Origin of the sequence: Kitasatospora sp. NPDC092948 (genome assembly GCF_044754805.1) — a bacterium.
GTDB lineage: Bacteria > Actinomycetota > Actinomycetes > Streptomycetales > Streptomycetaceae > Kitasatospora.
On record NZ_JBIVPU010000001.1, the window covers coordinates 427,027 to 451,989 of the forward strand.

General features: G+C 73.7%; 25 protein-coding genes. 10 read left to right on the forward strand and 15 right to left on the reverse strand.

From position 1 onward, the window contains the following. The first annotated feature begins 116 nt into the window (after window positions 1-116). Window positions 117-1,286: an aminotransferase class V-fold PLP-dependent enzyme gene (locus ACIQF6_RS01535; RefSeq protein ID WP_400888672.1), complete on the forward strand. Its 1,170-nt coding sequence runs from the start codon at window positions 117-119 to the stop codon at window positions 1,284-1,286. Between the two features lie 122 nt (window positions 1,287-1,408). After that, complete coding sequence (locus tag ACIQF6_RS01540) at window positions 1,409-1,843, forward strand: hypothetical protein (RefSeq protein ID WP_400888674.1); 435 nt, start codon at window positions 1,409-1,411, stop codon at window positions 1,841-1,843. Between the two features lie 279 nt (window positions 1,844-2,122). Here the strand turns inward: ACIQF6_RS01540 and ACIQF6_RS01545 are convergent, their stop codons facing one another. Both ACIQF6_RS01545 and ACIQF6_RS01550 read right to left on the reverse strand, forming a co-directional pair. Next, the gene (locus ACIQF6_RS01545) at window positions 2,123-2,449 is read right to left on the reverse strand and encodes a putative quinol monooxygenase (RefSeq protein WP_400888676.1); all 327 of its coding nucleotides are present in this window, start codon (window positions 2,447-2,449) and stop codon (window positions 2,123-2,125) included. Window positions 2,450-2,592: 143 nt separating this feature from the next. Further along, on the reverse strand, window positions 2,593-3,564 hold the full coding sequence (locus tag ACIQF6_RS01550; RefSeq protein WP_400888677.1) for an oxidoreductase: 972 nt from the start codon (window positions 3,562-3,564) through the stop codon (window positions 2,593-2,595). A gap of 70 nt (window positions 3,565-3,634) precedes the next feature. On the opposite strand from ACIQF6_RS01550, the gene ACIQF6_RS01555 reads away from it, so the two are divergent. Beyond that, on the forward strand, window positions 3,635-4,057 hold the full coding sequence (locus tag ACIQF6_RS01555; protein ID WP_400888679.1) for a MerR family transcriptional regulator: 423 nt from the start codon (window positions 3,635-3,637) through the stop codon (window positions 4,055-4,057). A 255-nt stretch (window positions 4,058-4,312) separates the two neighbouring features. On the opposite strand, the gene ACIQF6_RS01560 is transcribed toward ACIQF6_RS01555, so the two are convergent. The 3 genes from ACIQF6_RS01560 to ACIQF6_RS01570 form a co-directional block, all read right to left on the reverse strand. Further along, window positions 4,313-5,374: a YsnF/AvaK domain-containing protein gene (locus ACIQF6_RS01560; protein ID WP_400888681.1), complete on the reverse strand. Its 1,062-nt coding sequence runs from the start codon at window positions 5,372-5,374 to the stop codon at window positions 4,313-4,315. 609 nt (window positions 5,375-5,983) lie between these two features. Then, complete coding sequence (locus ACIQF6_RS01565) at window positions 5,984-6,640, reverse strand: class I SAM-dependent methyltransferase (protein WP_400888683.1); 657 nt, start codon at window positions 6,638-6,640, stop codon at window positions 5,984-5,986. Between the two features lie 20 nt (window positions 6,641-6,660). Then, window positions 6,661-7,194 (reverse strand): hypothetical protein, encoded by a 534-nt coding sequence (locus tag ACIQF6_RS01570; protein WP_400888684.1) that lies wholly within the window; start codon window positions 7,192-7,194, stop codon window positions 6,661-6,663. A 140-nt stretch (window positions 7,195-7,334) separates the two neighbouring features. On the opposite strand from ACIQF6_RS01570, the gene ACIQF6_RS01575 reads away from it, so the two are divergent. Continuing rightward, window positions 7,335-8,537, forward strand: a complete 1,203-nt coding sequence (locus ACIQF6_RS01575) for a sensor histidine kinase (RefSeq protein WP_400888686.1) — start codon at window positions 7,335-7,337, stop codon at window positions 8,535-8,537. Then, window positions 8,534-9,238 carry a response regulator gene (locus ACIQF6_RS01580; protein ID WP_400888687.1) on the forward strand — a complete coding sequence of 235 codons (705 nt, stop codon included), beginning with the start codon at window positions 8,534-8,536 and terminating at the stop codon, window positions 9,236-9,238. Before ACIQF6_RS01575 ends, ACIQF6_RS01580 begins: the two co-directional genes overlap by 4 nt. Before the next feature lie 286 nt (window positions 9,239-9,524). On the opposite strand, the gene ACIQF6_RS01585 is transcribed toward ACIQF6_RS01580, so the two are convergent. Continuing rightward, on the reverse strand, window positions 9,525-10,001 hold the full coding sequence (locus ACIQF6_RS01585) for a hypothetical protein (protein ID WP_400888689.1): 477 nt from the start codon (window positions 9,999-10,001) through the stop codon (window positions 9,525-9,527). Window positions 10,002-10,300: 299 nt separating this feature from the next. Between ACIQF6_RS01585 and ACIQF6_RS01590 the strand changes: the two genes are divergently transcribed. The 3 genes from ACIQF6_RS01590 (at window position 10,301) to ACIQF6_RS01600 (ending at window position 13,248) form a co-directional block, all read left to right on the forward strand. Beyond that, entirely contained in the window at window positions 10,301-10,684 is a 384-nt protein-coding gene (locus ACIQF6_RS01590) for a hypothetical protein (RefSeq protein WP_400888691.1), read from the forward strand. A gap of 69 nt (window positions 10,685-10,753) precedes the next feature. After that, the gene (locus tag ACIQF6_RS01595; RefSeq protein WP_400888694.1) at window positions 10,754-11,653 is read left to right on the forward strand and encodes an ABC transporter ATP-binding protein; all 900 of its coding nucleotides are present in this window, start codon (window positions 10,754-10,756) and stop codon (window positions 11,651-11,653) included. Beyond that, window positions 11,650-13,248, forward strand: coding sequence for a hypothetical protein (locus ACIQF6_RS01600; protein WP_400888696.1), 1,599 nt, complete (start codon window positions 11,650-11,652; stop codon window positions 13,246-13,248). The genes ACIQF6_RS01595 and ACIQF6_RS01600 overlap by 4 nt, the downstream gene beginning before the upstream one ends. Before the next feature lie 10 nt (window positions 13,249-13,258). On the opposite strand, the gene ACIQF6_RS01605 is transcribed toward ACIQF6_RS01600, so the two are convergent. The 3 genes from ACIQF6_RS01605 to ACIQF6_RS01615 form a co-directional block, all read right to left on the reverse strand. Beyond that, the gene (locus tag ACIQF6_RS01605) at window positions 13,259-13,867 is read right to left on the reverse strand and encodes a class F sortase (protein WP_400888699.1); all 609 of its coding nucleotides are present in this window, start codon (window positions 13,865-13,867) and stop codon (window positions 13,259-13,261) included. A gap of 53 nt (window positions 13,868-13,920) precedes the next feature. Further along, on the reverse strand, window positions 13,921-14,556 hold the full coding sequence (locus ACIQF6_RS01610) for a hypothetical protein (protein WP_400888701.1): 636 nt from the start codon (window positions 14,554-14,556) through the stop codon (window positions 13,921-13,923). 247 nt (window positions 14,557-14,803) lie between these two features. Beyond that, window positions 14,804-16,054 (reverse strand): aromatic acid exporter family protein, encoded by a 1,251-nt coding sequence (locus ACIQF6_RS01615; RefSeq protein ID WP_400888703.1) that lies wholly within the window; start codon window positions 16,052-16,054, stop codon window positions 14,804-14,806. A 208-nt stretch (window positions 16,055-16,262) separates the two neighbouring features. Here ACIQF6_RS01615 and ACIQF6_RS01620 point away from each other — a divergent pair, with 208 nt between their 5' ends. Next, a complete protein-coding gene (locus ACIQF6_RS01620) occupies window positions 16,263-17,555 on the forward strand; it encodes an MFS transporter (RefSeq protein ID WP_400888706.1) in 1,293 nt (430 codons plus the stop codon). Between the two features lie 161 nt (window positions 17,556-17,716). Next, a complete protein-coding gene (locus ACIQF6_RS01625; protein ID WP_400888709.1) occupies window positions 17,717-17,959 on the forward strand; it encodes a hypothetical protein in 243 nt (80 codons plus the stop codon). 199 nt (window positions 17,960-18,158) lie between these two features. Here ACIQF6_RS01625 and ACIQF6_RS01630 read toward each other — a convergent pair whose 3' ends face one another. From ACIQF6_RS01630 to ACIQF6_RS01655, 6 genes are read right to left on the reverse strand one after another with little or no spacing between them, the layout of a single operon-like run. After that, window positions 18,159-19,004, reverse strand: a complete 846-nt coding sequence (locus tag ACIQF6_RS01630; RefSeq protein WP_400888712.1) for a helix-turn-helix domain-containing protein — start codon at window positions 19,002-19,004, stop codon at window positions 18,159-18,161. 47 nt (window positions 19,005-19,051) lie between these two features. After that, window positions 19,052-19,936, reverse strand: a complete 885-nt coding sequence (locus tag ACIQF6_RS01635; RefSeq protein WP_400888714.1) for a class I SAM-dependent methyltransferase — start codon at window positions 19,934-19,936, stop codon at window positions 19,052-19,054. Beyond that, window positions 19,933-21,465, reverse strand: coding sequence for a 4-hydroxyphenylacetate 3-hydroxylase N-terminal domain-containing protein (locus tag ACIQF6_RS01640; protein WP_400888717.1), 1,533 nt, complete (start codon window positions 21,463-21,465; stop codon window positions 19,933-19,935). Before ACIQF6_RS01640 ends, ACIQF6_RS01635 begins: the two co-directional genes overlap by 4 nt. Next, entirely contained in the window at window positions 21,462-22,220 is a 759-nt protein-coding gene (locus ACIQF6_RS01645; RefSeq protein WP_400888720.1) for a flavin reductase family protein, read from the reverse strand. The genes ACIQF6_RS01640 and ACIQF6_RS01645 overlap by 4 nt, the downstream gene beginning before the upstream one ends. Further along, a complete protein-coding gene (asnB, locus tag ACIQF6_RS01650) occupies window positions 22,217-24,046 on the reverse strand; it encodes an asparagine synthase (glutamine-hydrolyzing) (protein WP_400888723.1) in 1,830 nt (609 codons plus the stop codon). Before asnB ends, ACIQF6_RS01645 begins: the two co-directional genes overlap by 4 nt. Further along, complete coding sequence (locus tag ACIQF6_RS01655) at window positions 24,046-24,723, reverse strand: hypothetical protein (RefSeq protein ID WP_400888726.1); 678 nt, start codon at window positions 24,721-24,723, stop codon at window positions 24,046-24,048. Before ACIQF6_RS01655 ends, asnB begins: the two co-directional genes overlap by 1 nt. Window positions 24,724-24,963: the final 240 nt, after the last annotated feature.

Sequence of the window (24,963 nt, forward strand, 5' to 3'; positions counted from 1 at the left end):
CCGGGTGAACCCGGCATGCTTGCCGTGGTGTGCGGGGTACAAGAAGCACTGGGGCTGCCCGGAACGACGGCGCGGCGCCGCTACTACCCCGGCCCGACAGGGAGTTGGCACGCACCATGGACATCACGCACCTGCGGGCACAGACGCCCGGCTGTACCGAGAGCGCCTTCTTCGACAACGCCGGCTCCGCCCTGCACACCGAACACGTCACCCGCACCGTCGTCGACCACCTGCACCTGGAGGCCCGCCTCGGCGGCTACGTCGCGGCCGCCCGGGAGGACGCCCGGGTGGAGGCCGTGTACGCCTCGGTGGCCCGCCTGCTGAACGCGCGGCCCGAGGAGATCGCCCTGATGGACAGCGCCAGCCGGGCCTGGGACATGGCGTTCTACGCCATCGGGTTCCGCCCCGGCGACCGCATCCTCACCTCCCGCAGCGAATACCCGTCCAACGGCCTGGCGTTCCTGCAGGCCAAGCAGCGCCACGGCGTCTCCGTCGAACCGATCCCCGACGACGAGCACGGGCAGGTCGACCTCGACGCGCTCGCCGAGATGCTCGGCCGGGGCGGCGTCCGGCTGGTCGCCGTCAACCACGTCCCGACCTACGACGGCCTGGTCCAGCCCGCCGCCGAGATCGGCGCACTGGCCCGCCGGGCGGGCGCGCTCTACCTGCTCGACGCCTGCCAGTCGGCCGGCCAACTCCCGCTGGACGTCCGGGAGATCGGCTGCCACCTGCTGTCGGGCGCGGGCCGCAAGTATCTGCGCGGCCCGCGCGGCACCGGCTTCCTGTACGTCGATCGGGAGGTGGTGACGGAGCTCGACCCGCCGCAGATCGACCTGCGTGCCGCCACCTGGACCGGCCCCGACAGCTTCGAGGTCCGCCCCGACGCCCGCCGCTTCGAGACCTGGGAACGCGGCGTCGCCGCCCTGCTCGGCTTCGGCGCCGCCGTCGACGAAACCCTCGACCTCGGCCTCGACCCGATCCGCCGGCGCATCGACACCCTCGCCGAACAGCTGCGGGCGGGCCTGACCGGGCTCGACGGCGTCCGCGTCCACGACCGCGGACAGGTCCGCAGCGGCATCGTCACCTTCACCAAGGAAGGCTGCGACGCCCAGCACCTGGTGGACGGGCTGCGGGCCGCCGGAGTGACCGCCTCGGTCTCCCGGCCGTCCGGGGCCAGGTTCGACCTCCGCACGCAGAAGCCGTCCGAGGTGGTCCGGGCCTCCGTGCACTACTACAACACCGACGCCGAACTCGGCCGACTGATCGACGGCGTCGCGAAGTTGTGACCCGGGGAACCGGCCGCGGCCCGGGTCGGGCCCGGGGCAGGTCCGGGAGGCTGACGGGGCGTCACCGCCTCCGTGCGGAAATTCTCGGGCGTTTCCCCAGGTTGTCTGCCATCCTCGGGCGGGTGCCAGCTCGTAACCGCCGCCTGCCGCGGCACCTCTCGTGGCCGCTCAGCTCGACGGACATCTGCTCCGTGCTCGGCGAGACGCCGTCCGATGCGCTCCGGCTCAGCTTCGCCGACCTCCCCGGGGCCGACGGGACCGTGCTTCAGGCCACGTGGATGCCGTCGACCGGTTCGAACTACGGCACCGGCCTGCCCCCCGACTGGTGGTCGAGCGTCTGGATCGCCGTCGCGCCCGTCCCGAGCGGCGAGCGGGTCTCCGCCCGCCGGACGTTGCGCGAGCTGGCGCTGCCGGGGCTCCGGGAGTGGGTGGACGGCGCCCGGCACGGGTCCGAGGCGTGGGCGCTGAGCAGGCACCGCGTCTCGTGGCGGATCGTCGACCGGGCCCTCCAGCTCAGCCGTGATCAGCAGCCGTATCGGCCGGTCGAACCCGGGTGAGACGGGTCGTCGGCGCCCGGTGACGTGCCGCCGCGATCGCCGGGCCGTTCGCCGGCGGTGCGAGATTCCCGGCCTGGCGGTCCCTCAATCTCCGCTGCGGCAGGGCGTGTTGCTCGGACGGCAGCGGCCCCGCCAGGTATCCGGCGGGCATCGGCCCCGGGTACGCGTGCTGCCGGCCCGACGTGTGGAGCCGGGCGACCTCGCCGGCGTCCCGGGCGCCCCCGGCGCGAATCCTCGTCGTCCGGATCGTACCGACGGCGCCCGATACGGACCGGAAGGTCAGCCGCGCGGCTGGACCTCGGCCATCTCGGACCAGCCGTTGCCGGGGACCTTCATGTTGACGATCTCCGGGATGCTGGCGACGGCGCCGGACATCTTCTCCATGGCGTCCTTGAAGTGCGCCGAGTTGACGTGCTGCGAGCCGGCCTCGTCGTCGGCGAAGGCCTCCAGCAGGACGAACTGGTGCGGGTTGTCGACGCTGCGCGACCACTCGAAGAACAGGTTGCCGGGCTCGTTGCGGGTGGCGGCCGTGAAGTCGGCGACCAGGTCCAGCCACTTGTCGCTCTGCTCGGGGCGGACGGTGAACTTCACCGCGATGAAGATCATGAGGGTCTCCTTCGTTCGTTCTCGTGCTCCGGGAACGGGCCCCGGAAAATCGTTCGTGTGAACTCCAACGATCCCCCATCTGCGGTGTCACGCGTGCACCGGGGTCGACCCCGGGGGTGGCGCGCGGCCGCGGGAGGGCGGCGTCAGCCGGAGATCGGCCGGGCGCCCGTCGCCGCGAGCGAGAGCTCCCACAGCCGCTCGGCCGCCAGCGGGTCGACGGCGTGGGCGCGGACGCCGCCGTCGTCCATCGGCGTCCCCGGGGCGGCGGCGACGGCGACCTCGCAGTCCTCCAGATACAGCCCGCCGAGACCGGCGAGCAGCGGCGAAGTGGCGGCCCACAGGCCGGTGGCGGCGCCCTGGGACGCCGTCTTGAAACCGGCGCCGATCACGGCCCCGCGCTCGTCCACCCAGCCGCGGTCGACCTGCTCCCGGAGTGTCATCTCCCGCTGCAACCCCGTGATGATCTTCCCGGGGTGCAGTGCGAACGACCGGACGCCGTCGCCGCGCCCGAGGGCGTCGAGGTGCACGGCGAACAGCGAGTTGGCGGTCTTCGCCTGGCCGTACGCCAGCCACTTGTCGTAGCCCGTGCCGAAGTGCGGGTCGTGCCAGCGGAATCCGGTCAGGGCGTGGCCGGCCGAGCTGCTCACCACCACACGGGCGCCGGCCGCGGCCGCGAGCAGCGGGTAGAGCTCGCAGACGAGGGTGAAGTGCCCGAAATGGTTGACGGCCAACTGGTACTCCCAGCCGGGCCCGACCCGCCGCTCGGGAGTCGCCATGACACCGGCGACCGCCATCAGCAGGTCGATCCGCGGAAGCGTCTCGGCGATCCGGGCCGCGGCGGCGCGCACACTGCCCAGGTCGGCCAAGTCCATCGGGACCACCTCGCACCCCGCGACCTCCGCGAGCACGCCACCCGCCACCTCCGGACGGCGGGCCGGAACCACCACCCGGGCCCCGGCGGCGGCCAGCGCACGGACGGTCTCCAGCCCGAGACCCGAGTAGCCGCCGGTCACCACGGCATGCAGGCCGGACAGATCGACGCCCGCCAGCACGTCACGGGCGCTACTGGCGGCGGAGAAGGGCGAGTTGAGCGGCAGCTGTTCGGAACGGTTCATGACGAGGACGCTACGAGCTGGAGCGAGGTCCAGATCAAGTCGCGGCTCGCCAGGGCCTAGGCTGGCCGCCATGGCAGCCACCGAGACCGCGACGGAGCCGCTGAGCATCGGCGAAGTCGCCCGGCGGACCGGACTCAGCATCGACACGCTGCGCTTCTACGAGCGCGAACGGCTGCTGATCGGCCCGGTCGAACGCACCGCCGGCGGCCGGCGGAGATACACCGCGTTCGACGTCGAATGGCTGCTGATCTGCGTCAAACTCCGGGAATCCGGGATGCCCCTCGCCGAGCTGCGACGCTTCGCCGACCTGGTCCGCTCCGGCCCCGGCAACGAGGCGGAGCGCCTCGCGCTCCTCGACGCCCACCGACAGCGCGTGGACGCCAGGATCCGCGAATTGGAGGACTGCCGCGCCGTCATCTCCCGCAAGGTCGACATCTACGCGGAGCACCTCGCCCGCGGCGACGCGGCCGGACTCTGGGATCCGACCAACTGACCACAGCGGCCGGGCGGTGGCTCGGCTCGAGGCGTTCTGCTGCGACGTGATCCAGTACCGACGTGATCCGGTACCGACCTGATTCAGTACCGACGCGATCGACTGCGACGTGTTCGACTGCGACGTGATCGATTTCTGCGCGCCGCACACCTGACGGTCCGGGGCCGCGGCCGACCCGATCGGTTCGGCCGGTTCGGCCTGTTCGGGGCCGGGTCTGGGCCGGTTCGGCCGGTCGCGGCCCGGGCCGGCAGGTGGTCAGGCCATGTCGCCCTTGCGGCGGTCGGTCGTCGGGCGGGAGGTGGTGGTGTCGGACAGGTCGGCCTCGATGCGTTCCTTGCGGACCTCGCCGGTGACGGTGCGCTGCTCGATGTGCTCCTCGGTCACCAGGCGCACCCGCTCGACCGGCACGGCCTCGGTGCGCACGATCGGGCGTTCCGCGTGCAGGACGACGTCGTACTCGGCCTCGGCGATCGGCTCGTCGGACATCGCCGTGCCCCGGTTGGCCTCGGTGATCGGCTCCCGTTCGACCCGGACCTCTTCGTGCCGGATCGGTACGGTCCGCTGTTCCTCCTCGGTGACGACGTACTTCCGCAGCTTGGCGTGCCCGGTCTCGTACCGTTCGACGCCGACCTGCAGCCGCTCCTCGGAGCGGGTCATCACGTCGTCCCTCGCCCGGTCGCCCACGCGGTCGCCCACGCGGTCGTCTGCGCGTGCGGCCCGCGTGCGGTCGCTGGTGGTCGGTACGCCGGTGGCTGCCGCGCCGGTGGTGCCTTCTCCGCTGGTGGTGGTGATCCGGGTGCCGGACATGCGGGAGGTGTCGGCGGATTCCCGGCCGGTGCCCGGCATGGCCGCCGACTCGGTCCGCTCGGCCCGTTCAGCCCGTTCTGCCCGTTCTGCCCGTTCAGCCCGTTCGGTCCTGCCGGTGGTGGCCGCGCTGCCGCTGTCGCGGTGCGCCCAGCCGCCCTCGCCGGGCTCGTTGGCGGTCCTCCAGGCGTCGTCCCAGTCGATGCCGTAGTGGCTGTACAGCCGCCGTTCCTCCTGTTCGGAGAGGTGTCCGCCGCGGTCCACGGCCACGTGCGGGGCGTCCTTGACCTTGTCTCTGGCGAACGGGACCTGGAGGTGGTTGCCGACCACTTCGGCGTCGCGGATCGGGACGAAGGACTGGCCGCCTGCGAGGCGTCCGGTCTTGATGCTGACCCACTCCGGCCGGCCGGTCGCGTCGTTCAGGAAGAGGTTGTCCGCGGTGCCGATCCGGTTGCCTTCGGCATCGTGCACGGGGTGGTGCAGCACGGAACGCATCTGTTGTTCGGTGATCATGGATTCACGCCTCCTTCACATTCCAGCGTCGGGGCGGAGGGCCGACCTGCGCGAGTCCGGGCGTCGCGGAGGGCGGGAACGGGGGCGGGAAGGGCGAGCGGGAGCGGGGGTGAGGAGGTGCGGCGGGCCGAAACACTTGTCGGCGTGTTCGTGCGGTCGCCCTTCGTCGCGGTCGGACCGCTGTCGGGTCGGCGCCGCGAGGTCCGGCTGCGCGGCCGCGGCCCGGTCGACGGCCGGCAGGTACTCGCGCCAGAGCTGCTCGGCCCTGCGGGCGATCACCTCGGCCGCCCGTGGCAGGAACTCGGCGCCCTCCGGCTGCGCGATGAGCGGGCATGCTCCCAGGAGGCCCAGTACCGGCCCGACCGCCGAGCGGCGAGCGCCAAGCGTCGACCGCCGACCTGCTCGGACATCGGGGTGCGCAGGAGGGCTTGTTCGCCCTGCCGGGCGCGCCGGCCCGGCGACTGGCCTGGCCGGCCCTCTCCCCATCCCACACCGACGACGAAGTGGGCATCGCGGTGCGGCATGCCCTCTGCAACGCATCCGGGCGGACCGGTCGGCTCCACCGCGGCCGTTGCCGTCGCCGTCGTCGGTGGTGGGCGCGTGCAAGTGTCAGCGGCTCCCTGCTCCGTGCGGTCGGCACGGCGTCAGCCGGGCGTAGTAGGAGAACGGCGGGCCGATCAGCCGGGTCACGTGGAGCCCCGCGGCATTGGCATGGCGGGCCAGGGTGGTGCGCCGCACCTGGTGCCGGTCGAAGAACTCGCCCACCACGATCCTCCCGGTCGGCTTGACCACCCGCTTCAGCTCCGTCAGCGTCACGTCCGGCTCCGGTATCTCGCCCAGGGCGGTCACCAGGTAGGCGGCGTCGAACACGGAGTCCTCGAACGGCAGGTGGTGGGCGTCCGCCCGGGTCGGCGCGATGTTGGTGACACCGAGCTGTGCGGCCCGGCCCATCACGTGGTCGAGCATCTCCTGCTGGATGTCGACGACATCCAGTCGACCGTCGGGGCCCAGCTGCGGGGCGGTCCGCAGAGCCTGGAGGCCCGTACCCGGTCCGACCTCCAGGACTCGCTCGCCGCGGCGCAGCTCCAGCATCGAGTCGAGCCGCTCCTGGCTGAGCAGCGGCAGGGGCAGATCGAGCAGCCAGCGCTGCGCGTACGGATAGGGGGCGGAGTCCAACATCCACCAGGACAGGGCCGCGGTGCCGGCCGCCGCCGCGGTCAACCCCCAGCGCGCTCCGGGCCGACCGAGCGCAGTACGAAGATTCATGATCGAGGGTCCTCTGTCTTTCAGTGATCGACGGTTGGTGTCGGAACTCGGAGCGATCGCCAGGCGACGACCGCACAGACCACCGCAAGCGGCAGTTCGCCGAAGCACGCCATGGCCAGCGCCACGGCGAAATCGCGGCCGGGCCCCGCTGTCATCAGGTCGAACCAGGAGTCGACCAGCAGCAGCACCGAGGTGGCCGCGGCAGACAGGACCCGTCGGAGATCGCCCCGCGCTGCCAGGACCCCGGTGGCGATGAAGCCGAGCGCCTCCATGACGTCCAGCCCGGCCCAGGCGGCCGACCAATGCGCGGCGGTCGTCGTGGACGGCAGGGCGACGAAGAGCACGAACGCCCAGGCGAGTACTGCGACTCCGCAGCCGATGAGCGCCAACTCGGGCCACCGGCAAGGAAAACGGCGCCGGTTCCGCGCGGACTGCCGGCCCGCAACGGCGCTGTTGCCGGACGCCACGGACAAGGTCGCACCGGCCGGCGCCGGCGGGCCGTTGTCGAATTTCTTCGTCGCCTCGCGGATGTCGACCATCGGCGGATTCGTCATGCCACGAAGCTACGAACAGAGCGTGAACCGTCGCGTCGGCCGGTGGATGTCACTGTTCCCCGGGCCCTCGGCTCGGGGGTGTACCCGCGTACATCCCCGGGGCGACGCGCGGAGCCTGTGCGGCTCAATACGATCTCCGCATGGAAGAGCTTCTCCGGCGTCTCTCGACATCCGAGCGCATGACCTGGCTGACGGAACAGGCCGTGGTGCTGGCCACCGCCTGCTTCTACGCGGTGATGCTCATCTGGTCGATCGCTCAGATTCCGCACCACGCAGACCTGTTCCGGTTTCCCGGCGGGCCCTCCGAGTTGCAGATGATCGGTCTGTGCATCGTGCTCGCCCTTCCGGTTCTGCTGACGCGCCGTCGGCCGGGGGCGGTCTTCGCGGTGATCCTGGGCGAATCGGTCCTCGGCCACCTCGTCGGCGTGCGGCCCTGGATCGTGTTCGTCCTGCTCGTCGTCCTGGCCGGGTACCTCGCCGTCCGGCGGCCGAAGGCTGCCGCCGTGGGCTCCGTCGCGGCCGTCGCGGCCGTGTTCGTCGAGAACCTCCACGTCTACCCCGGGGAGAAGCTCGGCGACGCGATCCAGTGGGCCGGACAGTTCGCGTTGTGGTTCGCGGCCGCCTGGGTCTTCGGAGGGGTGCACCGCAAACGCCGCGAATACCTCGGAGCCGTGCACGAGCAGAAGGCGGCCCGCGCCGTCATGGCCGAGCGGCTGCGGATCGCCCGCGAGCTGCACGACAGCGTCGCGCACAGCATCGGGATCATCACGGTGCTGTCGGGAGCGGCGGCGCGGGTCGTGGACACCAAGCCCGAGCAGACGCGGCAGGCGCTGACCGGCATCGAGACCACCGGCCGGGAGACGCTGCTCGAACTGCAGCGCATGCTCGGGGCGCTCCGCCGCGCCGAGCCGGATGACGCCATGCCGGGGGCCGCTCCGCTGGCGCCGGCCGGCAGCCTGGCCGACATACCGCGGCTCGCCGAACGGACGGCCGACGCCGGGGTGCGGGTCCAGGTGGCCTGGCAGGGCGAGCAGCGTCAACTGCCGCCGGAGATCGAGCTGTCGGCGTTCCGGATCGTCCAGGAGTCGGTGACGAACGTCGTGCGGCACTCCGGCGCGCGGACGTGCCGGGTCGCGGTGGGTTACGAGCCGACAGGAGTGACGATCGAGGTGGTGGACGACGGTCCCGGCGGGCCCGGCCGGCCGAGGCCCGCGGTGGCGGCCGGCGGGAGCGGCTTCGGCCTGCTCGGCATGCGCGAGCGGGTGTCGCTGCTGTCCGGCCAGTTCAGCGCGGGCCGGCGTCCGGAGGGCGGGTTCCGGGTGACGGCGAGGTTCCCGGCATGAGCGTGCGAGTGCTGCTGGCCGACGACCAACCCCTGATGCTGGTCGGACTCGGGATGCTGATCGGCGGCACCACCGACCTGGAGGTGGTCGGCGAGGCCGGCGACGGCCACGAGGCGGTGCGCCTGGCACGCGAGCTGCGGCCGGACGTCGTGGTGATGGACATCCGGATGCCGGGCATGGACGGGATCGAGGCGACCCGGCAGACGACCGCCGAGCCGGACCCGCCCAAGGTGCTGGTGCTGACGACCTTCGACGACGACGAGTACGTCTACGGCGCGCTGCGCGCCGGCGCCAGCGGATTCCTGCTCAAGAGCATGGCCCTGGACGCGATCCTGGACGCGATCCGCGTGGTGGCGGCCGGCGACGCGTTGATCGCGCCGAGCGTCACCCGACGGCTGATCGCCGACTTCGCCGGTACCTCCGCCGCCCCCGCCGCGCCCGCAGCATCCGCCGCCTCCGCGCCGGACACCGGGCCCGCCGCGGGCCCACGTCTCATCGCGGGGATCACCGACCGGGAGCGCGAGGTGCTGGCCCTGGTCGGACAGGGGCTGTCGAACGGCGAGATAGCCGAGCGGTTGGTGATCAGCGCGGCGACGGCGAAAACCCATGTCGCGCGCCTGTTCGCCAAGCTCGAGGCCCGGGACCGCGTCCACCTGGCGATCATCGCCCACGAGAACGGGCTCACGCCGGGCGGACGGTAGAGCAGGAACGATCGCCGACCGCGAAATTCACCGCGCCCCCGGGAATACGCGACCTCACCCACCTGCCCGCGACGAAACTCGGGCCGAGGCCGTTCAGGAAGAGGAGGAGACGCCTTCGCACAGCTACGTCCCGGCCCGCGCCCGGGCCGTGCGGCCGTCCCCTCGGCGGAGCAGGAACTGGACGCTCCGCTGGTGGTGCGTCTCCGCCCGGGCCTGGTCGAGCAGTTCGAGCATCGACGTGCCGCCGAGGTGGGCGAACTCGGGGTGGGGTGTGGGGTGTTGGTGGTCAGGTGTCCCAGGTGAGCTGGTAGACGGCTGTGGCGGTGTTGGCGAAGTGGACGGCGCCGGTCAGGCCCCGGTAGGCGCCGGTGCCGCCGGTGACGACGCCGTCGAAGGTTCTCGGGTAGGCGGTGGTTGTCGGGTCGTCGGTCGGGATGACGACGGTGAAGGCGACCCGGTCGCCGGAGTCGAAGGCCAGGTCTGCGGTGCAGAGGGTGCCGGCCGAGCGGTTCTGGATCGCGTCCGCGTTGCACAGGTTGTGCGCGGTGCCGACCTGCGTGCCGGAGGTGTCCTTGGCCGCGCCGGTGCCTGCGAAGCCGGCGCCGACCGCGTCGCCCGGACCGGTGAAGTCGATGGTGACGCCGGGCGGGGCCTTCCGGTGGGCCGCGACGCCGGCGGACATGTCGGCCAGCATGGGGGCCCCGACCGTCACGGCGACGATGCCGACGACGAGCGCGGCGATCGCCTTGGCGTTACGGGACATGGTTCCTCCGGGTCGAGTCCGGTCCGGCTGCTCGGGCACGGGGCCACCGTAGTCCGGGCCGGGCGCGCCGTCGGGCCCGATGGCCGGTGCCGATGCGGCGGCGGGCGGCGGACGCACCCTCGCAGCCCTTGCCGGACAAGCTCCCTGTCGACCAGGGCGAACCCGGCGTCACCCGTTCGCCGGTAGCGCCCGCGCGTGTTGACGAGACGTCACCGGATATCTGCCGAACGGCAGATGGCAGCCGCACGCGGATCGGCGAGGCTCGGGGACGTACCCGATCGAGCCGCCCGGAGGAACCGGTGAACCGACGCCTGCACCCGAAGACCGCCCTGCTCGCCCTCGCGGTGGCCGCCGTGCTGCCGCTGACCGGCTGCGCCGACGCCTCCAAGGCCAAGCCCGAGGAGCAGACCTTCGCGTTCACCGGCACCACCCTGGACGTCAAGGCGCACGGCAACCCCACCGACCTGATCCCCGCCGACCGCACCGACGTCAAGGTCACCCGGTGGTTCGACACCGGCGCCCAGCTCGGCAGCAAGAAGCTCAGCTGGACGCTGGAGGACGGCACCCTCGACCTGCACGCCGGCTGCACCGGACTCGCCGACTGCGAGGCCAGGTTCCGCGTCGAGGTGCCCCGCAACGTCGCCGTCACCCGCGACGGCCGCGCCACCGACCTCAAAGGCTGACCGGCACCTTCCAGGGCCGACCGCCCGCCCCCGCGAACCACGGAGAAGCAGAACCATGGAGAACCACCCATGACCGAACCGACCATCGAACTCGACGGAATCGGTAAGGAGTACCGCGGCGGCAAACGCGCCCTGGACGACCTCACGCTGCACCTGCGCCCCGGCCTGACCGGACTGCTCGGCCCCAACGGCGCCGGGAAGTCCTCGCTGATGCGGATCCTGGCCACCGTCACCCGCCCCACCCGCGGCAGCTACCGCTACCGGGGCGTCGACGCACTCGCCGCGCCCGACCAGGTGCGACGCGAACTCGGCTACCTGCCGCAGGACTTCGGCGTGTACCCGAACCTGACGGCACGCGAGTTCCTGGCCTATCTGGCCGCCGCCAAGGGCCTCTCGGCCCGCTCCGCGCGGGACCGGATCGACCAGCTGATCGAACTGGTCAACCTGACCGAGGCCGTCCGCCGTCCGCTGCGCGGCTACTCCGGCGGCATGCTGCGCCGGGTCGGCATCGCCCAGGCGCTGCTCGCCGACCCCAAGGTGCTGGTGGTGGACGAGCCGACCGCAGGGCTCGACCCCGAGGAGCGGGTCCGGCTGCGCAACCTGCTCGGCGAACTCGCCGCCGACCGGATCGTGCTGCTGTCCACCCACATCGTCTCCGACGTCGAAGCGACCGCCGCCGACCTCGCCGTCCTCGCCCACGGCCGGCTGCTCCGCCGCGGCACCCCCGACCAGCTGCTGCGGGAACTCGACGGGCAGGTCTGGGAGACCGTCGTCGCACCGGCCGAGGTGCCGGCCGTGCAGGCCCGGTACCAGGTCGGCCGCGCGGTGCGCACCGCCGACGGCGTCCGGCTGCGGGTGCTGGCCGGGCACCCGCCCACCCCGGACGCCGTGAACGTGGCGCCGGACCTGGAGGACGCCTACCTGACCGCCGTGTATGGCGCGCCCGCCTGGCCGGAGGCGCTGCGATGACCGGCACCGCACTCGTCCGCCTCGCCGCCGGGGACTTCCGCGACCGGGTGCGGCGGCCCGTGTACGCGGTGACGCTGCTCGCCGCCGTCGCGCTCGGCTACCTGGCGGTGCCCGCCGCCGACAGCCGCTGGGTGATCATCGACGTCGGCGGCAACCGGGGCGTCTACAACAGCGCCTGGGTCGGCGCCGCGACCGCGCTCGCGGGCGCGCTGTGGCTCACCGTCGGCGGTTTCTGGGTGGTCCGCGGCGGCATCGCCCGGGACGCCGCGGGCCGGGTCGGCGAGATCCTTGCCGCCACCCCGCTGCGCACCGGCGGCTACCTGGCCGCGAAGTTCCTCGCCAACCTGCTGGTGCTCGGCTCGATGCTCGGCGTGCTGGCCGGCACCGCACTGGTGCTGCAACTGGTCCGCGGGGAGGACCGGTCCGTCCACCCCGTCGCGCTGTTCGGGCCGTTCGTCACGATCGCGCTGCCGCTGATCGCGGTGACCGCCGCAGCCGCCGTGCTGTTCGACGCCGTGCCGCCGCTGCGGGCCGGGTTCGGCAATGTGGTCTGGTTCGTGCTGTCGCTGGTCCTCGCGGTCGGCGGGCAGTCGGGCGCCGCCCCGCTCGGCGGGATCGGCGTGCAGCAGGTGACGCAGTCCATGGCCGACGCCCTCCGGCAGCAGCAACTCCCTCTCGGTGAGGGGCAGTTCAGCCTCGGCCTGACGCAGGTCCCGGAGCCGCTGCGCACCTTCGACTGGGACGGCGCGCAGTTCACCGGCGGCTTCCTGGCGACCCGGTTGACGATCGTGCTGTGCGCCGCCGCGCTGGCCGTGCTGCCCGCGCTCTGGTTCGGCCGCTTCGACCCGGCCCGCAACTCCCGGCGGAAGGGCGAAACCACCACCGGGCCGACGGTCGACCTCGCGCCCGCGTCGCCCGCCGCGCCTGGGTGGCCTGCCGCACCCGCGCCGTTCGGCGTGCTGCCGCACACCGCGCCGGTGCGGGCCGGGGCGTTCGGGCGGCTGCTGGTCGGGCAGACCCGGATCCTGGTGCAGGGCATCCGGTGGACCTGGTGGGCCGTCACCGCTGCGCTGGGCGTGGCCGCGCTTGCCGTGCCGCTGCCGGTCGCCACCGGTCTGCTGCTGCCCGTGCTGTGGCTGTGGCCGGTGCTGATCTGGTCCCGGCTGGGTTCCCAGCAGGTCGAGAACGGACTGGAGGAGCTGCTCGCCGCACACCCCGCGCCGAGGCTGCGGCTGCTGGCCGACTGGGCGTCGGGTGCGGTGCTGGCGGCGGTGGCCGGTCTCGGCCCGCTGCTGCGGATGCTCGCCGCGGGCGACGCCCCCGGGGCCGCGCACTGGTTCGCCGGGGCGCTGTTCGTCCCGGCGCTGGCCCTCGCTCTCGGCAGGGTCGTTCGCAGCCACCGCCCGTTCCAGGCGCTGTACCTGCCGCTGTGGTACCTGCTGGTCAACCATGTGGGGGCGGTCGACTTCATGGGCGCCGTCCGCACCGCCGGCCGCCCGGACGGACCCGGCCCGCTGCTGGTCGCGGCGCTGGCGGCGGCGCTGTTCGGTGCGGCGTTCCTGGCCGACGCGGCCCGACGCGACGTCGGACGCTAGCACCGGCCGGTCAGGTGGCGGCGCTGCTGGAGGTCAGGTGGGCGAACACCACGGTGTTGGAGTCGTAGCCGTTCTTCCGGTCGTAGTGGCCGCCGCAGGTGATCACCCGCAGTTCGGCGCGGCCGGTCGTCCCGTACACCTCCTCGGACGGGAAGGCCGACTTCGGGAAGGAGCGCACCTCGTCGACGGTGAAGGTGGCGGTCCGCCTGTCCTCCCGGGTGACGGCGATGGCCAGGCCCGGGCGCAGCAGCCCGAGCCGGTACAGCACGCCGGGGCCGCGCCGGTCGTCCGCGTGCCCGACCACCACGGCGGTGCCGTCGGCGCCGGGCATGGCACCGTCGCGGTACCAGCCGACCAGGTTGGCCCGTTCGGTCGGCGGGGTCTCCAACTCGCCCCGGGCGTCCAGGCCGAGATCGGTGAACGTGGCGTCCACGGCGATCGACGGGATGCGCAGCCGGCGCGGCGCGGACGGGTCCAGCGCGGGGGAGTCGGGGGTGAGCGAGACGGCGCGCGACGGGGCGGACGGGGCCGCTCCCGGGGCCGGTGGCCGGTCGCCGGTCAGGCCGTCGCGCACCAGCATGCTGCCGAACAGCACGGCGACGGCCGTGGCGCCGACCACGACGGGGTCGGCGCCACGGGCCCTCCGGCGGCGGGGAGTCCGCCGGGGTGCGGTCAACGGCGCGAGCGGCGCAGCCGGCGAGCCACCAGCCACCCGCCGCCGGCGAGCAGCGAGCCACCGACGGCGATCTCCGCCGGGTTCAGCCCGTGCGAGCCGCCGCCGGCGCCGGCCGCGACACCGCCCTTCGGCACGTGGCCCTGGTGCGCGGGCGCGGCCGCCGGGTTCGGGGGCGGCGAGGCGGGCGGGGAAGCCGGCGGGGAGGCCGGGGCGCCGGAGCCGCAGTCGACGGTGAACGCCTTCTGCTTGGCCTGGCCGGTCTGGCCGATGAAGTTCCAGGCCAGCCGGTACGTGCCGTTCGGCAGCGACAGGTTGGTGCTGTGGCCGGTGCCGCCGTTCAGCACGATGCTGCCGGACAGCGTCCGGCTGCCGGGCGGCTGCTGCTGGTCGATCTCCCAGGACACCAGCTGGACGGTCTCGAAGTTGAAGGCGTCCAGGTAGAACTTGCAGACCCTCGACTCGTCCCGAGGGTCGTTGAACGGCACGCCGGTACTGTGGATCTTCACGTCGCCGTTGTCGCCGGGCGCGGCGAACGCGGGCGCCGCGGACGCGGCCATCGGCAGCGCGGCGGCACCGACGAGGACACCGGCGCGCAGGGCAAGCAGGCGTCGCCCGGCCAGGGTTGAGGCCATGGAGAACTCCGGAGGGGTGGACGGGAGCTGCCGGCACCGCGCCGACACCCCACGAGGTTCACCGGGCCCTCGCCGCCCGCCGCCACAACACTCCGGTCCGGTACGACGTTTCGTTCCAACGGTCGAGCGGCCCCACTCCGACGGCCTGCCGGATCACCGACGGACCGTCAGGCCGCCTGCCGGGGGCGCTCTCCGCTCGTCATGCCGTCACGCCGCCGCGCCACCACGGTGTTATGCCGCCGCGTCGTCATGCCGTCCGGTTGTCGGGCCGTCGGCGGCGGCGCGGGCGCAGGCGTTCGCCGCGGGCCAGCCGGCGGACGCCCGCGAAGCGGGAGAAGCGTTCGCGGTTCGCGACCGATGCCCGGTCGAGTTCCTCCATCAGGCGGCGGGAGCGGTGCTCCAGGTCCAGCTCGTCGAGGATCCGGTCCACCTCGGCGAGCAGCGAGCCGTGCAACTGCCAGGCCTGCGGGTCCTGTTGGATGCGGCGCAGCAGCAGCTGCGCGACGTTCTCCCGGCAGGTCCAGGCGGCGGCCAGCTCGGACGTCAGCCGCTGTTCGGCCTCCTCGGCGTTCCGGCTGACCTGGGTGGTGACCAGCACCGCGAAGCTCACCAGCGCCCCGCCGATGTGTGCGAACAGCTCCTCCAACGCCACCGCGACCTCCGCCGGGAACAGCCGCTCGTCGACGGTGCGCCGCTTGGCCAGATCGGTCAGCGAACGGGCGATCACCCGGATCACCACCACGCAGATCTCCAGGGTGTCCAGGCCGGTGCGCAGCACCAGCCGCGACAGCAGGCCCTCGCTGATCCGCGGGTTCATCCGCAGGCTGTCCTCGGCCTGCCGCAACGCGCCGTCCACCTCGGCGATCGCCTGGTCCAGGCGGCGCGCCTCGTGCAGCCGCTCGGCGGCCCGCTCCACCGGCACCGGCCGGCCCAGCTCCTCGCCGAGGTCCAGCAGCAGGTGGCGGGCCCGGCGGGCCAGGTCCTCGATCTTCTCCCCGGCGGTGTCCACCCACACCGGCGGCGCGAACACCAGGTTGAACAGCAGGCCGACGACCGCGCCGATGACCGTCTCCAGCACCCGGTCCCAGGCCTGGGTGGTGACCTGCGAGACGCCCAGGATCAGCATCGCGCTGATCGCCACCTCCTGGACGAACTCGTCCACCCGCACGAACCGCCCCACCGTCAGCGACGCCAGGATGATCAGGCCCAGGCTCCACCACGACAGCCCCACCACGGTGGAGAACCCGATCGCGATCAGCACCCCGACCACCACCGAATTGACCCGCCGCACGCTGGTCTTCAGCGTCGAGTACACCGTCACCTGCACCACCAGCAGCGCCGTCAGCGGCGCCGTCAACGGCACCGGCTCCCGGCTCAGCCAGGTCGCCACCACGTACGCCAGCGTCGCCGCGACCGTGGCCCGCACCGTCTGCACGACGAACGGGTCCCTGGCACCGCGGCGCACCAGCGCCGCCACCGACTCCGGAACAACTCGCATGCCGCCCTTCTATCCTTCCGGCGGCGGTCCATACCTGCTGACACTCCATCAGCGTGTGAGCTGCGGTCACAGGACCAACGCCTGTCTGGTTGCCGATCCGGCCCGCCGCCCAGGATGGCCGCATCGGGCCTCCGTACTTCCTGCGCGCGGCCGACGGCGTCCCCGGTCCGAGGACGCGCCGCGCGCCGCTGACGAGGTGGTGGTCGCGGTGAGCGACGTGTCCGATCTTCCCCAGGCTGCGGAGCCGACACCGGCCGCCGAGCCGGCACCGGCCGCCGAGCCGGCACCGGCCGCCGAGCCGGCACCGGCCGCGGGGCCGACACCGGCCGCCGAACCGGCGTTCCGGCGGTGGCGGTACGCCGGCGTCTTCGCCCTGCTGTTCCTGTTCGGGACGGAGACCTTCCTGGTCTCCCCGCTGCTGCCGACCATCGCCGGCTCGATCCACGTCAGCGAGGCCGCCGCGGCCTCCACCGTCACCGCGTACGTCCTGGTATACGCGGTCTGCGCACCGTTCCTCGGCCTGGCCAGCGACCGGTTCGGACGCCGCCGCACCCTGCTGGCCGGCACCGTGCTGTTCGTCCTCTCCAACGCCGCCGCCGCGCTCTCCACCGACCTCACCCTGCTGGTGCTCTCCCGGGCCCTCGCCGGAGTCGCCGCCGCGGCCGCCGGCCCCGCGATCTGGGCGCACATCGCCGAGACCGCCCCCGACGCGGTGCGCGGCCGGGCCCTCGGACTCGGCATGGCGCTGTTCTCCACCGGCCAGGTCGTCGGCGTCCCGCTCGGCGGACTGCTGGCCGGCGCGGCCGGCTGGCGCGCCGCGTTCTGGGCCCTCGCCGCGGGCACGGCCGCCGCCGTCCCGCTGCTGCTCCGCCAGGTCGCCCCGCGGGCGGCCGCGGCGGGCGGCGGCACGATCCTGGTGGTGCTGGCGGCCTGGCGCGCCCCCGCCCTGCGGCGCGCCCTGCTGGTCAACACCGCCTTCAACGCCGCCAACCTCGGCGCGTACACCTTCCTCGGTGCGGTCCTCGGCGAACGCTTCGACCTCTCCGTGCAGGCCCTCGGCCTGGTCGGCGCCCTGGTCGGCGCGGGCAGCGTGGCGGGCTCCCTGCTCGGCGGGCGCCTCGGCGACCAGGCCCGGGCGGCGGGCCGCACCAACCTGCCGCTGCTCCCGCTCTGGGCCCTCCTCCTCGCCGCCGGCATCGCCCTCGCCGTCGCGGGCCCGGGCCTGCCGCTCTCCCTGCTCGGCGTGCTGCTCTGGTTCGTCGCCTCCGGCGGCTTCGTCACCGACCAGCAGACCCTGGCCGGCACCGTCGCCCCCGCCCACCGCGCCACCTCCAGCGCCTGGCTCACCTCCACCATGTACGCGGGCACGGGCGTCGGCGCCTGGGCGATCGGGGCCTTCGGCAAGGTCGCTGACGGTTCGTTGGTCGTCGGCGTCGCGCTGGCCGTGGTCGCGGCGGGCGGGGCCTGGCTGGTGACGCGGAGCCTGCGGCAGCAGGGGTGAGTACGCGCGGGGCGCGCGCGGAACGGACGGTGTTCCGTCCGGTGTTCCGTCCGATGTTCCGTGGTGTTCCGTCCGGGTGACGCCCTGCGTGACGGGCGCCGCCGCGCGGGATGCATGGGGGCGAGCGGCCGCCGAGGGCGGCCACCGTCACCGGAGGACCCATGCGCATCCGTACCGTTCTCACCGCCGGAGCTCTCGCTGTGGCGGCGCTGGCCGGCAGCACCGCCACCGCCACCGCCGCCGCGGGCGGCCTCTCCGACCACCTCACCGGCCACAAGCCCGCCGCACCCGCCAACGGCAACCCCGGCGCCTCCTGTTCCAGCCTCGCCGACGCCATGGCCATGATCCCGGCGCTCGCGAACCAGTTCGCCCAGGGCTGCAACGCGGCGTCTCCCAAGGGCTGACCCGAGGCCCCGCGCCGGGGGCAGTGCCATCGGCGCCGGCACCCGGCCGAACCGCCGCACCATGCCGGCACCCGGCCGAACCGCCCTGTGACAAGGGCACGACGGCACACCCGGGCGGCCCACCCCGGTACGGGGGTGGGCCGCCGTTCGCGGACCGGTCCGGGCGCGCGGCCCCGGCCGGCGGTGGGCGTCGCCGGCGCTACGCGGTGGCGCGCAGCGGACGGCTCGTCAAGTCCGCCATCCGCGCGAAGTCCGCCGCCGTGTTCGGGGTGAACAGGAGCACCAGCGCCGACGGGTCGTCGACCGGGTGGAAGGAACTGAGGGTGAGGCGCAGCGGGCCGAGGGCTGGCGGTTCGACGACCACCTCGCGGGCGGTGAGTTCGGCGACGGTGTGGCAGCCCCACCAGTGCCGCAGGTCGGGGGCGTCGGCTTCGAGGCGGCGGTAGAGCTCGTCCGTGCGGGGGTCGGCGAGGGCGGGGCCGGCCTGGGCGCGGAAGTGCTGGAAGATGTTCATGGCGAGCGGCTCCCAGTCGTGCAGGACGCTGCGCAGGTGGCGGTCGACGGCCATCAGCCACATCAGGTTGCGGCGGTCGGCGTCGACCTTCTCGGGGGAGCCCCAGAGCGCCGTCCAGGCGGCGTTCCAGGCGAGCAGGTCGAAGTGCCGGTCGAGCAGGACGGCGGGGCTGGCGGGCCAGGAGTCGAGGACGGGGCGGACCGCGTCGGTGAGCCGCTCGGCGGCGCTGCGGTCGGCGGGGACCGGCTCGTGGTAGCCGGCCAGGCGCATCGCGTGCCGCAGGCCCGCCGCGTCCAGGCGGAGCGCCCGCGCCACCGCCTCCAGGACCTGCCGGGAGGCGGTGACGCGGCCCTGTTCGAGCCAGGTGTACCAGGCGAGGCCGACGCCCGACAGCGAGGCGACCTCCTCACGGCGCAGCCCGGGGGTGCGCCGCCGCGCGGTGGCGGTGAGTCCGACGTCGGCGGGCTGGAGGCGTTCGCGGTGGGCGCGCAGGAAGGCGCCGAGCTCCTGACTGACGGCGGGGGTGGACACGGGTGGCTCCTCGTCGCGGGTGGTTCCGGGGTCGTCGCGCACTCAGACTAGGTGCGGGGCGGGCGGTTTCCGGTTCCTGAAACAAACTCCTCATGTGCCGTCAATTCCCAGAGCCGGACGGGCATCCGGCTGACCCACCCGAGCGAGTTCTGCCGCCGCCACGCGCTCGCCCCGACCTCCCGGTAGAAGTCGGCGCGGCGCGCCGCGGGCAGCACCCGGGCGTAGTAGTCGCCGAACGTCGCGGCGTGGAAGTGCTCGTACTGCTCGGCCGATTCCACCGTGACCACCGCCTCGCGTTCGGCGTGGCCGGCGACGCTCAGGTGCGGGGCGAGGACGGTGCGCAGGTCGTCGACGGTGCGGGTGCGGGTGGCGATCGGCAGGACGCCGTGTGCGGCGAGCAGCGCGGGGACGTCGGCCGCGGGGGTGCCGAGCGCGGCGAGCGCCTCGCGGACCAACTCGTCCTCGCCGCCCAGGCCGTGGGCGTCCCGGGCCGGGTGGTAGGTGGTGAGCAGGAAGCGCCCGCCGGGGGCGAGGTGGTCGGCGACCCAGGCGAAGATCCGGTCCTCGTCGGGGTACAGCCAGTGCAGCACCGAGGTCTGGGTGATCACCTGGGCGCGGTACGGGAGTTGCTCGGGCGCGGTGAGGTCGGCGGCGTGCAGGACGGCGCGTTCGCCGTACGGGGCAAGGCGGTTGGACGCTTCGGCGATCCGGTGCTCGGAGCGTTCCAGGCCGACGGCCAGGCGCAGCGAGGGGAACCGTTGCAGGGCGGTCTCCAGCAGCTGGCCGATGCCGCTGCCGAGGTCTATCAGCGTGTCGGGGGCGTCGGTGACGCGGTCCAACACCCAGTCGCGGTCCTGGACTTGGCGCAGTCGGCTGGCGTCGGCGTACCCGGCGAGGGTGCGGGCCTGGATCTCGACGGCGGACGGGCTCACGCGTGGGCCTCCTCGGTGGCGGCGGGGGCAGTGGTGGCGGCGGCGGTGGGTTCGGGTTCGTCGGTGGGTTCGGGACCGGTGGCCGGGTCGAGCAGGGCGAGCAGCCGGGCCCTGGTCGCGGACTGGTCGTAGCGGTGGAAGACGGTGATGCGGTTGCGGGCGAGGTCGCCGCGGTGGACGTACTCGTACAGGTCCTGGCGTTGGCCGAAGCCGTCCCCGGTGAGTTCCCAGGCCAGCCTGAACAGGCGGGACTTGAGCTCGACGTCGATGTTCCGGCCGCGCATCCAGCGGTCGAGGTGCGGGCGCAGCCGGGGGTTGGCGAGGTCGCCGGGGGAGGGCTGCATCAGCAGGCCGGACGCGCCGATCTTCCGGACGATCTCGACGGCGTGGCCGGCGACCTCGGCGGACCAGACCCGGGAGGCGAAGGTGTCGCCGGGGGCGAACAGGCCGGCGTCGGTGCGGGCGCCGCGGTTCTCGGCCGCGTCGAGGAAGTACTCGGTGAGTTCGGCGTACCCGGCGAGCTGCCCCAAGTCCTCCTGGATGTTGCGGAATTGACTGACGCCGATCGATTCGGCGAGCAGCGTGGCGGTGGCCAGCAGGGTGCGCAGGCGCTCCCGGTAGCGGATGTGGCCGACGTACGCGCTCCAGGCGTTGATCCGGGCCAGGCCGCGGCGCGCCAGATCGGCGTCGCGCAGCAGGAACACCCGGTCCCACGGCACCAGGACGTCGTCGAAGAACAGCATCGCGTCCTGTTCGTCGTAGCGGGCGCCGAGCGGATGGCCGTGGCCCCACGGGGCGGTGCCGAGCGGTTCGCGGGCCAGCGTGATCAGGCCGGGGGTGTTCAGCGGCAGCGCGAACCACACCACGAACTGCTCGGCCCGACCCTGGGTGAACGACGCCGACAGGTACACCAGTACCTCGTGCGCCAGCGGGGCGAGCGTGGTGAGCTGCTTCGCGCCGCGCACCACGATGCCCTGCTCGTTCTCCGCCAGCACGCGCAGCGCCAGGTCGGGATCGTCCAGCGGGTTCGCCGACCGGTCGATCTGCGGGTCGCCCAGCGCGTGCGACAGCACCAGGTCGTTCTGTGCGCAATGCCGGTACCAGGCCTCGGCGTTGGCCCCGAACCGGGGATCGGCCGAGGCCAGCTGGTGGCGGAAGTCGTGCACGCCGACGGCGATCGAGGCCATGAACGCCGGGGAGCGGCCCTGCTGGCCGAGCGCCTCGGCGTGCCAGAATTCGGCGCTGCGCCGCTGCACGCGCAACTCGTCCAGCGTGGTGGGCGGTTGGTAGGCACGGGCCAGGCGCAGCCCGGTGTCGGGATCCTTCCAGGTGAGCAACTCGCGGTGCTCGGGGAGGTGTTGAAGGTCGAGGAGCCGGCCGAGTTCCTCGGCGGCGGGCCGGAAGGCCGGGTGCTCGGCCGGGTTGGCGACGCGCTTCCCGTCCAGGTACAGCTCGCGGCCGTCGTCGAGTTCGGCCAGGTAGCGGGCGCCGGTGAGCAGGCCGCGCGGCTCCGGGGACAGCAGGGTCATGCGCCGACTCCTTGCGCTGAGACGTCAGTTGGTGGGAGCTCCGGCCCGAGTCGCCGGTAGTGGGCAGCGTGGTGCAGCAGTGGGAGGCCCGGGCCTTCGCCGACCGCGAGTGCCTCGCCGACCAGCAACAGGTGGTCGCCGACCGGGAGTTCGGCGTACAACCGGGCGTCGAACCAGGCGGACACGCCGGCCGGCACGGGACCGCCGGTGGGCACTGCCCCGCCGGCCGGTGCTGCCTTGCCGGTGGGTGCGGGCCCGCCGGCCGGTGCTGCCTCGCCGGTGGGTGCGGGCCCGCCGGCCGGTGCTGCCTCGCCGGTCGGGTCGGTGAGCAGTGGCAGATCGGCGAACCCGCCGGGTGCCCGGCCCGCGCCCGGGGTGGCGAACCGGCGTGCCAGCGCGGCCTGTTGCTCACCCAGCACCGCGACCGTGAAGCGCCCGGACGCGCGCACCGCCGCCGTCAGCGGGCTGCGCCGGGAGACCGCTACGCCGATCAGCAGCGGGTCGAGCGAGAGGGTGCTGAACGAGGAGACGGTCTTGGCGTGGTCGATGCCCGCCCAGCGGGCGGTGAGCACCGCGACACCGGTCGGCCAGTTCCGGGCGGCCGCCCGGAACTCGGCCTGGCCGAGCGCCGCCGCGGCCGAGCGCTCCGCTTCCCGGGCTGCCCGCTCCGCCTCCCGGGCTGCACGGCCCACGTCCTGTGCCGTGCGGTCCACGTCCTGCGCTGTGCGGTCGACGTCCTGCGCCGGGGCGCTCATCGCAGACCCACCCGGTAGGCGCGCAGCCACTCGTCGACCTGCACCAGGTGGTCCAGGCCGCCGACCGGGTTCGGTGCGGTGCGCGGACTGGGCAGCGGCCGGCCCTCGGCGAGATGGCGGCGCACCGACTCCCGGTCCACCAGGTCGAACACGGGCGCGGCCGGGTCCGCCAGCAGTTCGTGGGCGCGGGCGGTCAGCACCTCGGTGTAGCGCACCGCCGGGGTCGACGGGTAGCCGGACTTCGGGCGGTCCGCGACCTGTGGCGGCAGCAGGTCGCGCACCGCGTCCCGCAGCAGCCCCTTGGCCCGCCCGCCGGGGGACTTCAGCTCCCACGGCACGTTCCACAGGTACTCGACCAACCGGTGGTCGCAGAACGGCACCCGGACCTCCAGTCCGACCGACATCGAGACCCGGTCCACCCGGTCGAGCAGCGGCGGAAGCCAGCGGGTCAGCGCCAGGTGGAAGGTCTCCCGGACCTTGGCCGCGGCCGGGTCCTCGCCGGCCAGCCGGGGCACCGAGGCGAGACTGCTGCGGTACGCGGCCTCGGTGTACTCGGCCGGCCGGACCTCGGCGCGCACCTCCGGGCGCAGCAGCGCCGCCGGGGTGGTGCGGCCGTGCAGCCACGGGAAGGTGCCGGCGGCCAGCGCCTCGGCGTCGTGGAAGTACGGGTAGCCGCCGAACACTTCGTCCGCGGCCTCGCCGGACAGCGCGACCGTGGAGCGGCGGCGCACCTCGCGGAACAGCAGGTGCAGCGAGGCGTCCATCTCGCCCCAGCCGGGCCGGTCGCGGGCCCGCAGCACCGCGTCGCGGGCGTCCAGCAGGTCGTCGTCGGGGATCAGCACGCTGGTGTGCACGGTGCCGATGTGTTCGGCGGCGGCCTGCACGAACGGGGCGTCCTGGCTGGTGCGCCAGGCGTCGGGGGCGCGGTCGGCGCTGCCGGGGAAGTCCACCGAGAAGCTGGTGATCTTGCCGTGGCCGGCCCGCTCCCGGGCCGCGGCGGCCAGCGCGGTGATCGCCGAGGAGTCCACCCCGCCGGACAGCAGCGTGCACAGCGGGACATCGCTGACCAGCTGTCGTTCCACCGCGTCCGCGAGCAGCGTCCGCACGGTGGCCCGGGTGGTCCGCCCGTCGTCCGGGTGCGGGGCCGACTCCAGCTGCCAGTACGGGAGTTCGCGCACCGAATGGCGGCTCGCCAGCACCAGGTGGCCGGGCCGGACTTCGTTCAGCCCGCGGAACAGGCCGTGTCCGGCGGTCGGCGCGGCCGGCAGCGCGAACAGCTCGGCGATGCCGGCCGCGTCCAACTCGGCGGGCAGCAAAGGGTTCGCGAGCACCGACTTCGGCTCGGAGCCGAACAGCACGCCGTTCGCGTGCCGGTGCCAGTACAGCGGCTTGATGCCCAAGTGGTCGCGCACCAGCAGGAGTTCCTCACGCAGCGCGTCCCACAGCGCGTACCCGAAGATCCCGTTGAACCGGGCCGGCGCCCGGTGCCCCCACTGGAGGTGGGCGCGGAGCACCACCTCGGTGTCGGAGCGGGTCCGGAACACGTGCCCATGGGCCTCCAACTCGGCCCGCAACTCACGGTGGTTGTACAGCTCGCCGTTGTACGCGAGCACCGCCCGGGCCGGCTCCCCGTCCGCGAACGGCTGCAGCCCGCCGTCCAGGTCGATCACCGCCAGCCGGGTGTGGCCCAGCGCCGCGTGGCGCGACAGCCAGATCCCGTTGGCGTCCGGCCCCCGGCACAGCAGGGTCTCCGTCATCCGGCGGACCGTCGCCGCCCGCAGCCGCAGGTCGTCCGCCCAGTCCAGCCAGCCCGTCACTCCGCACATCAGGACGCCCCCGTCGTCTCGTCGGCTTCTCTCTCCGCACTGGACTCCCAGCGGCAGCCGTGGCCGGTGGGACCGGAGAGCAGTCGGTGCGCCGGGCGGAAGCCCTTGGCGCGGATGTTCGCGGACAGCGCGTGCGTGCAGTACGTGCACGGCGAGGCGAGAGTGATCGTCACCCCGCTGCGGCGGGCCTGCTCGCGGTAGTCCCAGATCGCGCAGTGCGTGATGGTCAGCGCGGCGTGCCGCGGGCCGGGCGGCACGGCGTCGTCGAACTCGTAGTCGGAGCCGTACAGTTCGGCCTGGCGGGCGATCCGGTGGATCGGGTCCGCCGCGCCCCGGCCGTGGTCCGGCTCGACAGTGCGGTGCACCTCGGCGTTGGACGCCGCCCACGCGGCGAGCACCTGCTCGCCGTAGTGCCGCACCAGGAAGCGCTCCATCAGCGCCTGCCCCCGGAAGAACAACCGCTGCCACTGCGCGGACGGCGCGGACCCGTCCGGCAGATCGGCGAATATCTCGCCCTGCAACGCGAACCACTCCGCGAGCTGCGGCTCGTCGCCGAGACTCACCAGGTATCTGGTCAGCCCGGCCTCCGCCTCGTGCAGCCGCCTGCGCCACAGCGCCGAGCGCTCGGCATCCGGCATCGACCGGTACGGCGAGCGCCAATGCTCTCTGTCTTCCACCGATTCGACGGGAAGCAGCGCAACTTGCCTCCCCACCGGCCCGGTCCCGCCCTCGGGTACGACGCCCATCGGTGCTCCCTCCGACCCGCACGGCTACGTCTTCCAGCCACGCTAGGCAGCACCCACCGACCCTCAGAAGCCCCGAACGGATCCCCCCGGGGCGACCTTCGTCGCCCTCCGCGAGGCCCTCGGCGGGGCGTTCGGCGTGGGTGGTCGGCGTGCGGGTGGAGCAACTTCCCT

Bases quoted from the DNA above. Each gene is read 5' to 3' on its own strand.
- ACIQF6_RS01535 (WP_400888672.1), top strand. From the start codon at position 117: ATGGACATCACGCACCTGCGGGCACAGACGCCCGGCTGTACCGAGAGC.
- ACIQF6_RS01545 (WP_400888676.1), bottom strand. From the start codon at position 2,449: ATGATCTTCATCGCGGTGAAGTTCACCGTCCGCCCCGAGCAGAGCGAC.
- ACIQF6_RS01550 (WP_400888677.1), bottom strand. From the start codon at position 3,564: ATGAACCGTTCCGAACAGCTGCCGCTCAACTCGCCCTTCTCCGCCGCC.
- ACIQF6_RS01555 (WP_400888679.1), top strand. From the start codon at position 3,635: ATGGCAGCCACCGAGACCGCGACGGAGCCGCTGAGCATCGGCGAAGTC.
- ACIQF6_RS01560 (WP_400888681.1), bottom strand. From the start codon at position 5,374: ATGATCACCGAACAACAGATGCGTTCCGTGCTGCACCACCCCGTGCAC.
- ACIQF6_RS01565 (WP_400888683.1), bottom strand. From the start codon at position 6,640: ATGAATCTTCGTACTGCGCTCGGTCGGCCCGGAGCGCGCTGGGGGTTG.
- ACIQF6_RS01570 (WP_400888684.1), bottom strand. From the start codon at position 7,194: ATGACGAATCCGCCGATGGTCGACATCCGCGAGGCGACGAAGAAATTC.
- ACIQF6_RS01575 (WP_400888686.1), top strand. From the start codon at position 7,335: ATGGAAGAGCTTCTCCGGCGTCTCTCGACATCCGAGCGCATGACCTGG.
- ACIQF6_RS01580 (WP_400888687.1), top strand. From the start codon at position 8,534: ATGAGCGTGCGAGTGCTGCTGGCCGACGACCAACCCCTGATGCTGGTC.
- ACIQF6_RS01585 (WP_400888689.1), bottom strand. From the start codon at position 10,001: ATGTCCCGTAACGCCAAGGCGATCGCCGCGCTCGTCGTCGGCATCGTC.
- ACIQF6_RS01595 (WP_400888694.1), top strand. From the start codon at position 10,754: ATGACCGAACCGACCATCGAACTCGACGGAATCGGTAAGGAGTACCGC.
- ACIQF6_RS01600 (WP_400888696.1), top strand. From the start codon at position 11,650: ATGACCGGCACCGCACTCGTCCGCCTCGCCGCCGGGGACTTCCGCGAC.
- ACIQF6_RS01610 (WP_400888701.1), bottom strand. From the start codon at position 14,556: ATGGCCTCAACCCTGGCCGGGCGACGCCTGCTTGCCCTGCGCGCCGGT.
- ACIQF6_RS01615 (WP_400888703.1), bottom strand. From the start codon at position 16,054: ATGCGAGTTGTTCCGGAGTCGGTGGCGGCGCTGGTGCGCCGCGGTGCC.
- ACIQF6_RS01625 (WP_400888709.1), top strand. From the start codon at position 17,717: ATGCGCATCCGTACCGTTCTCACCGCCGGAGCTCTCGCTGTGGCGGCG.
- ACIQF6_RS01640 (WP_400888717.1), bottom strand. From the start codon at position 21,465: ATGACCCTGCTGTCCCCGGAGCCGCGCGGCCTGCTCACCGGCGCCCGC.
- ACIQF6_RS01645 (WP_400888720.1), bottom strand. From the start codon at position 22,220: ATGAGCGCCCCGGCGCAGGACGTCGACCGCACAGCGCAGGACGTGGAC.
- asnB (WP_400888723.1), bottom strand. From the start codon at position 24,046: ATGTGCGGAGTGACGGGCTGGCTGGACTGGGCGGACGACCTGCGGCTG.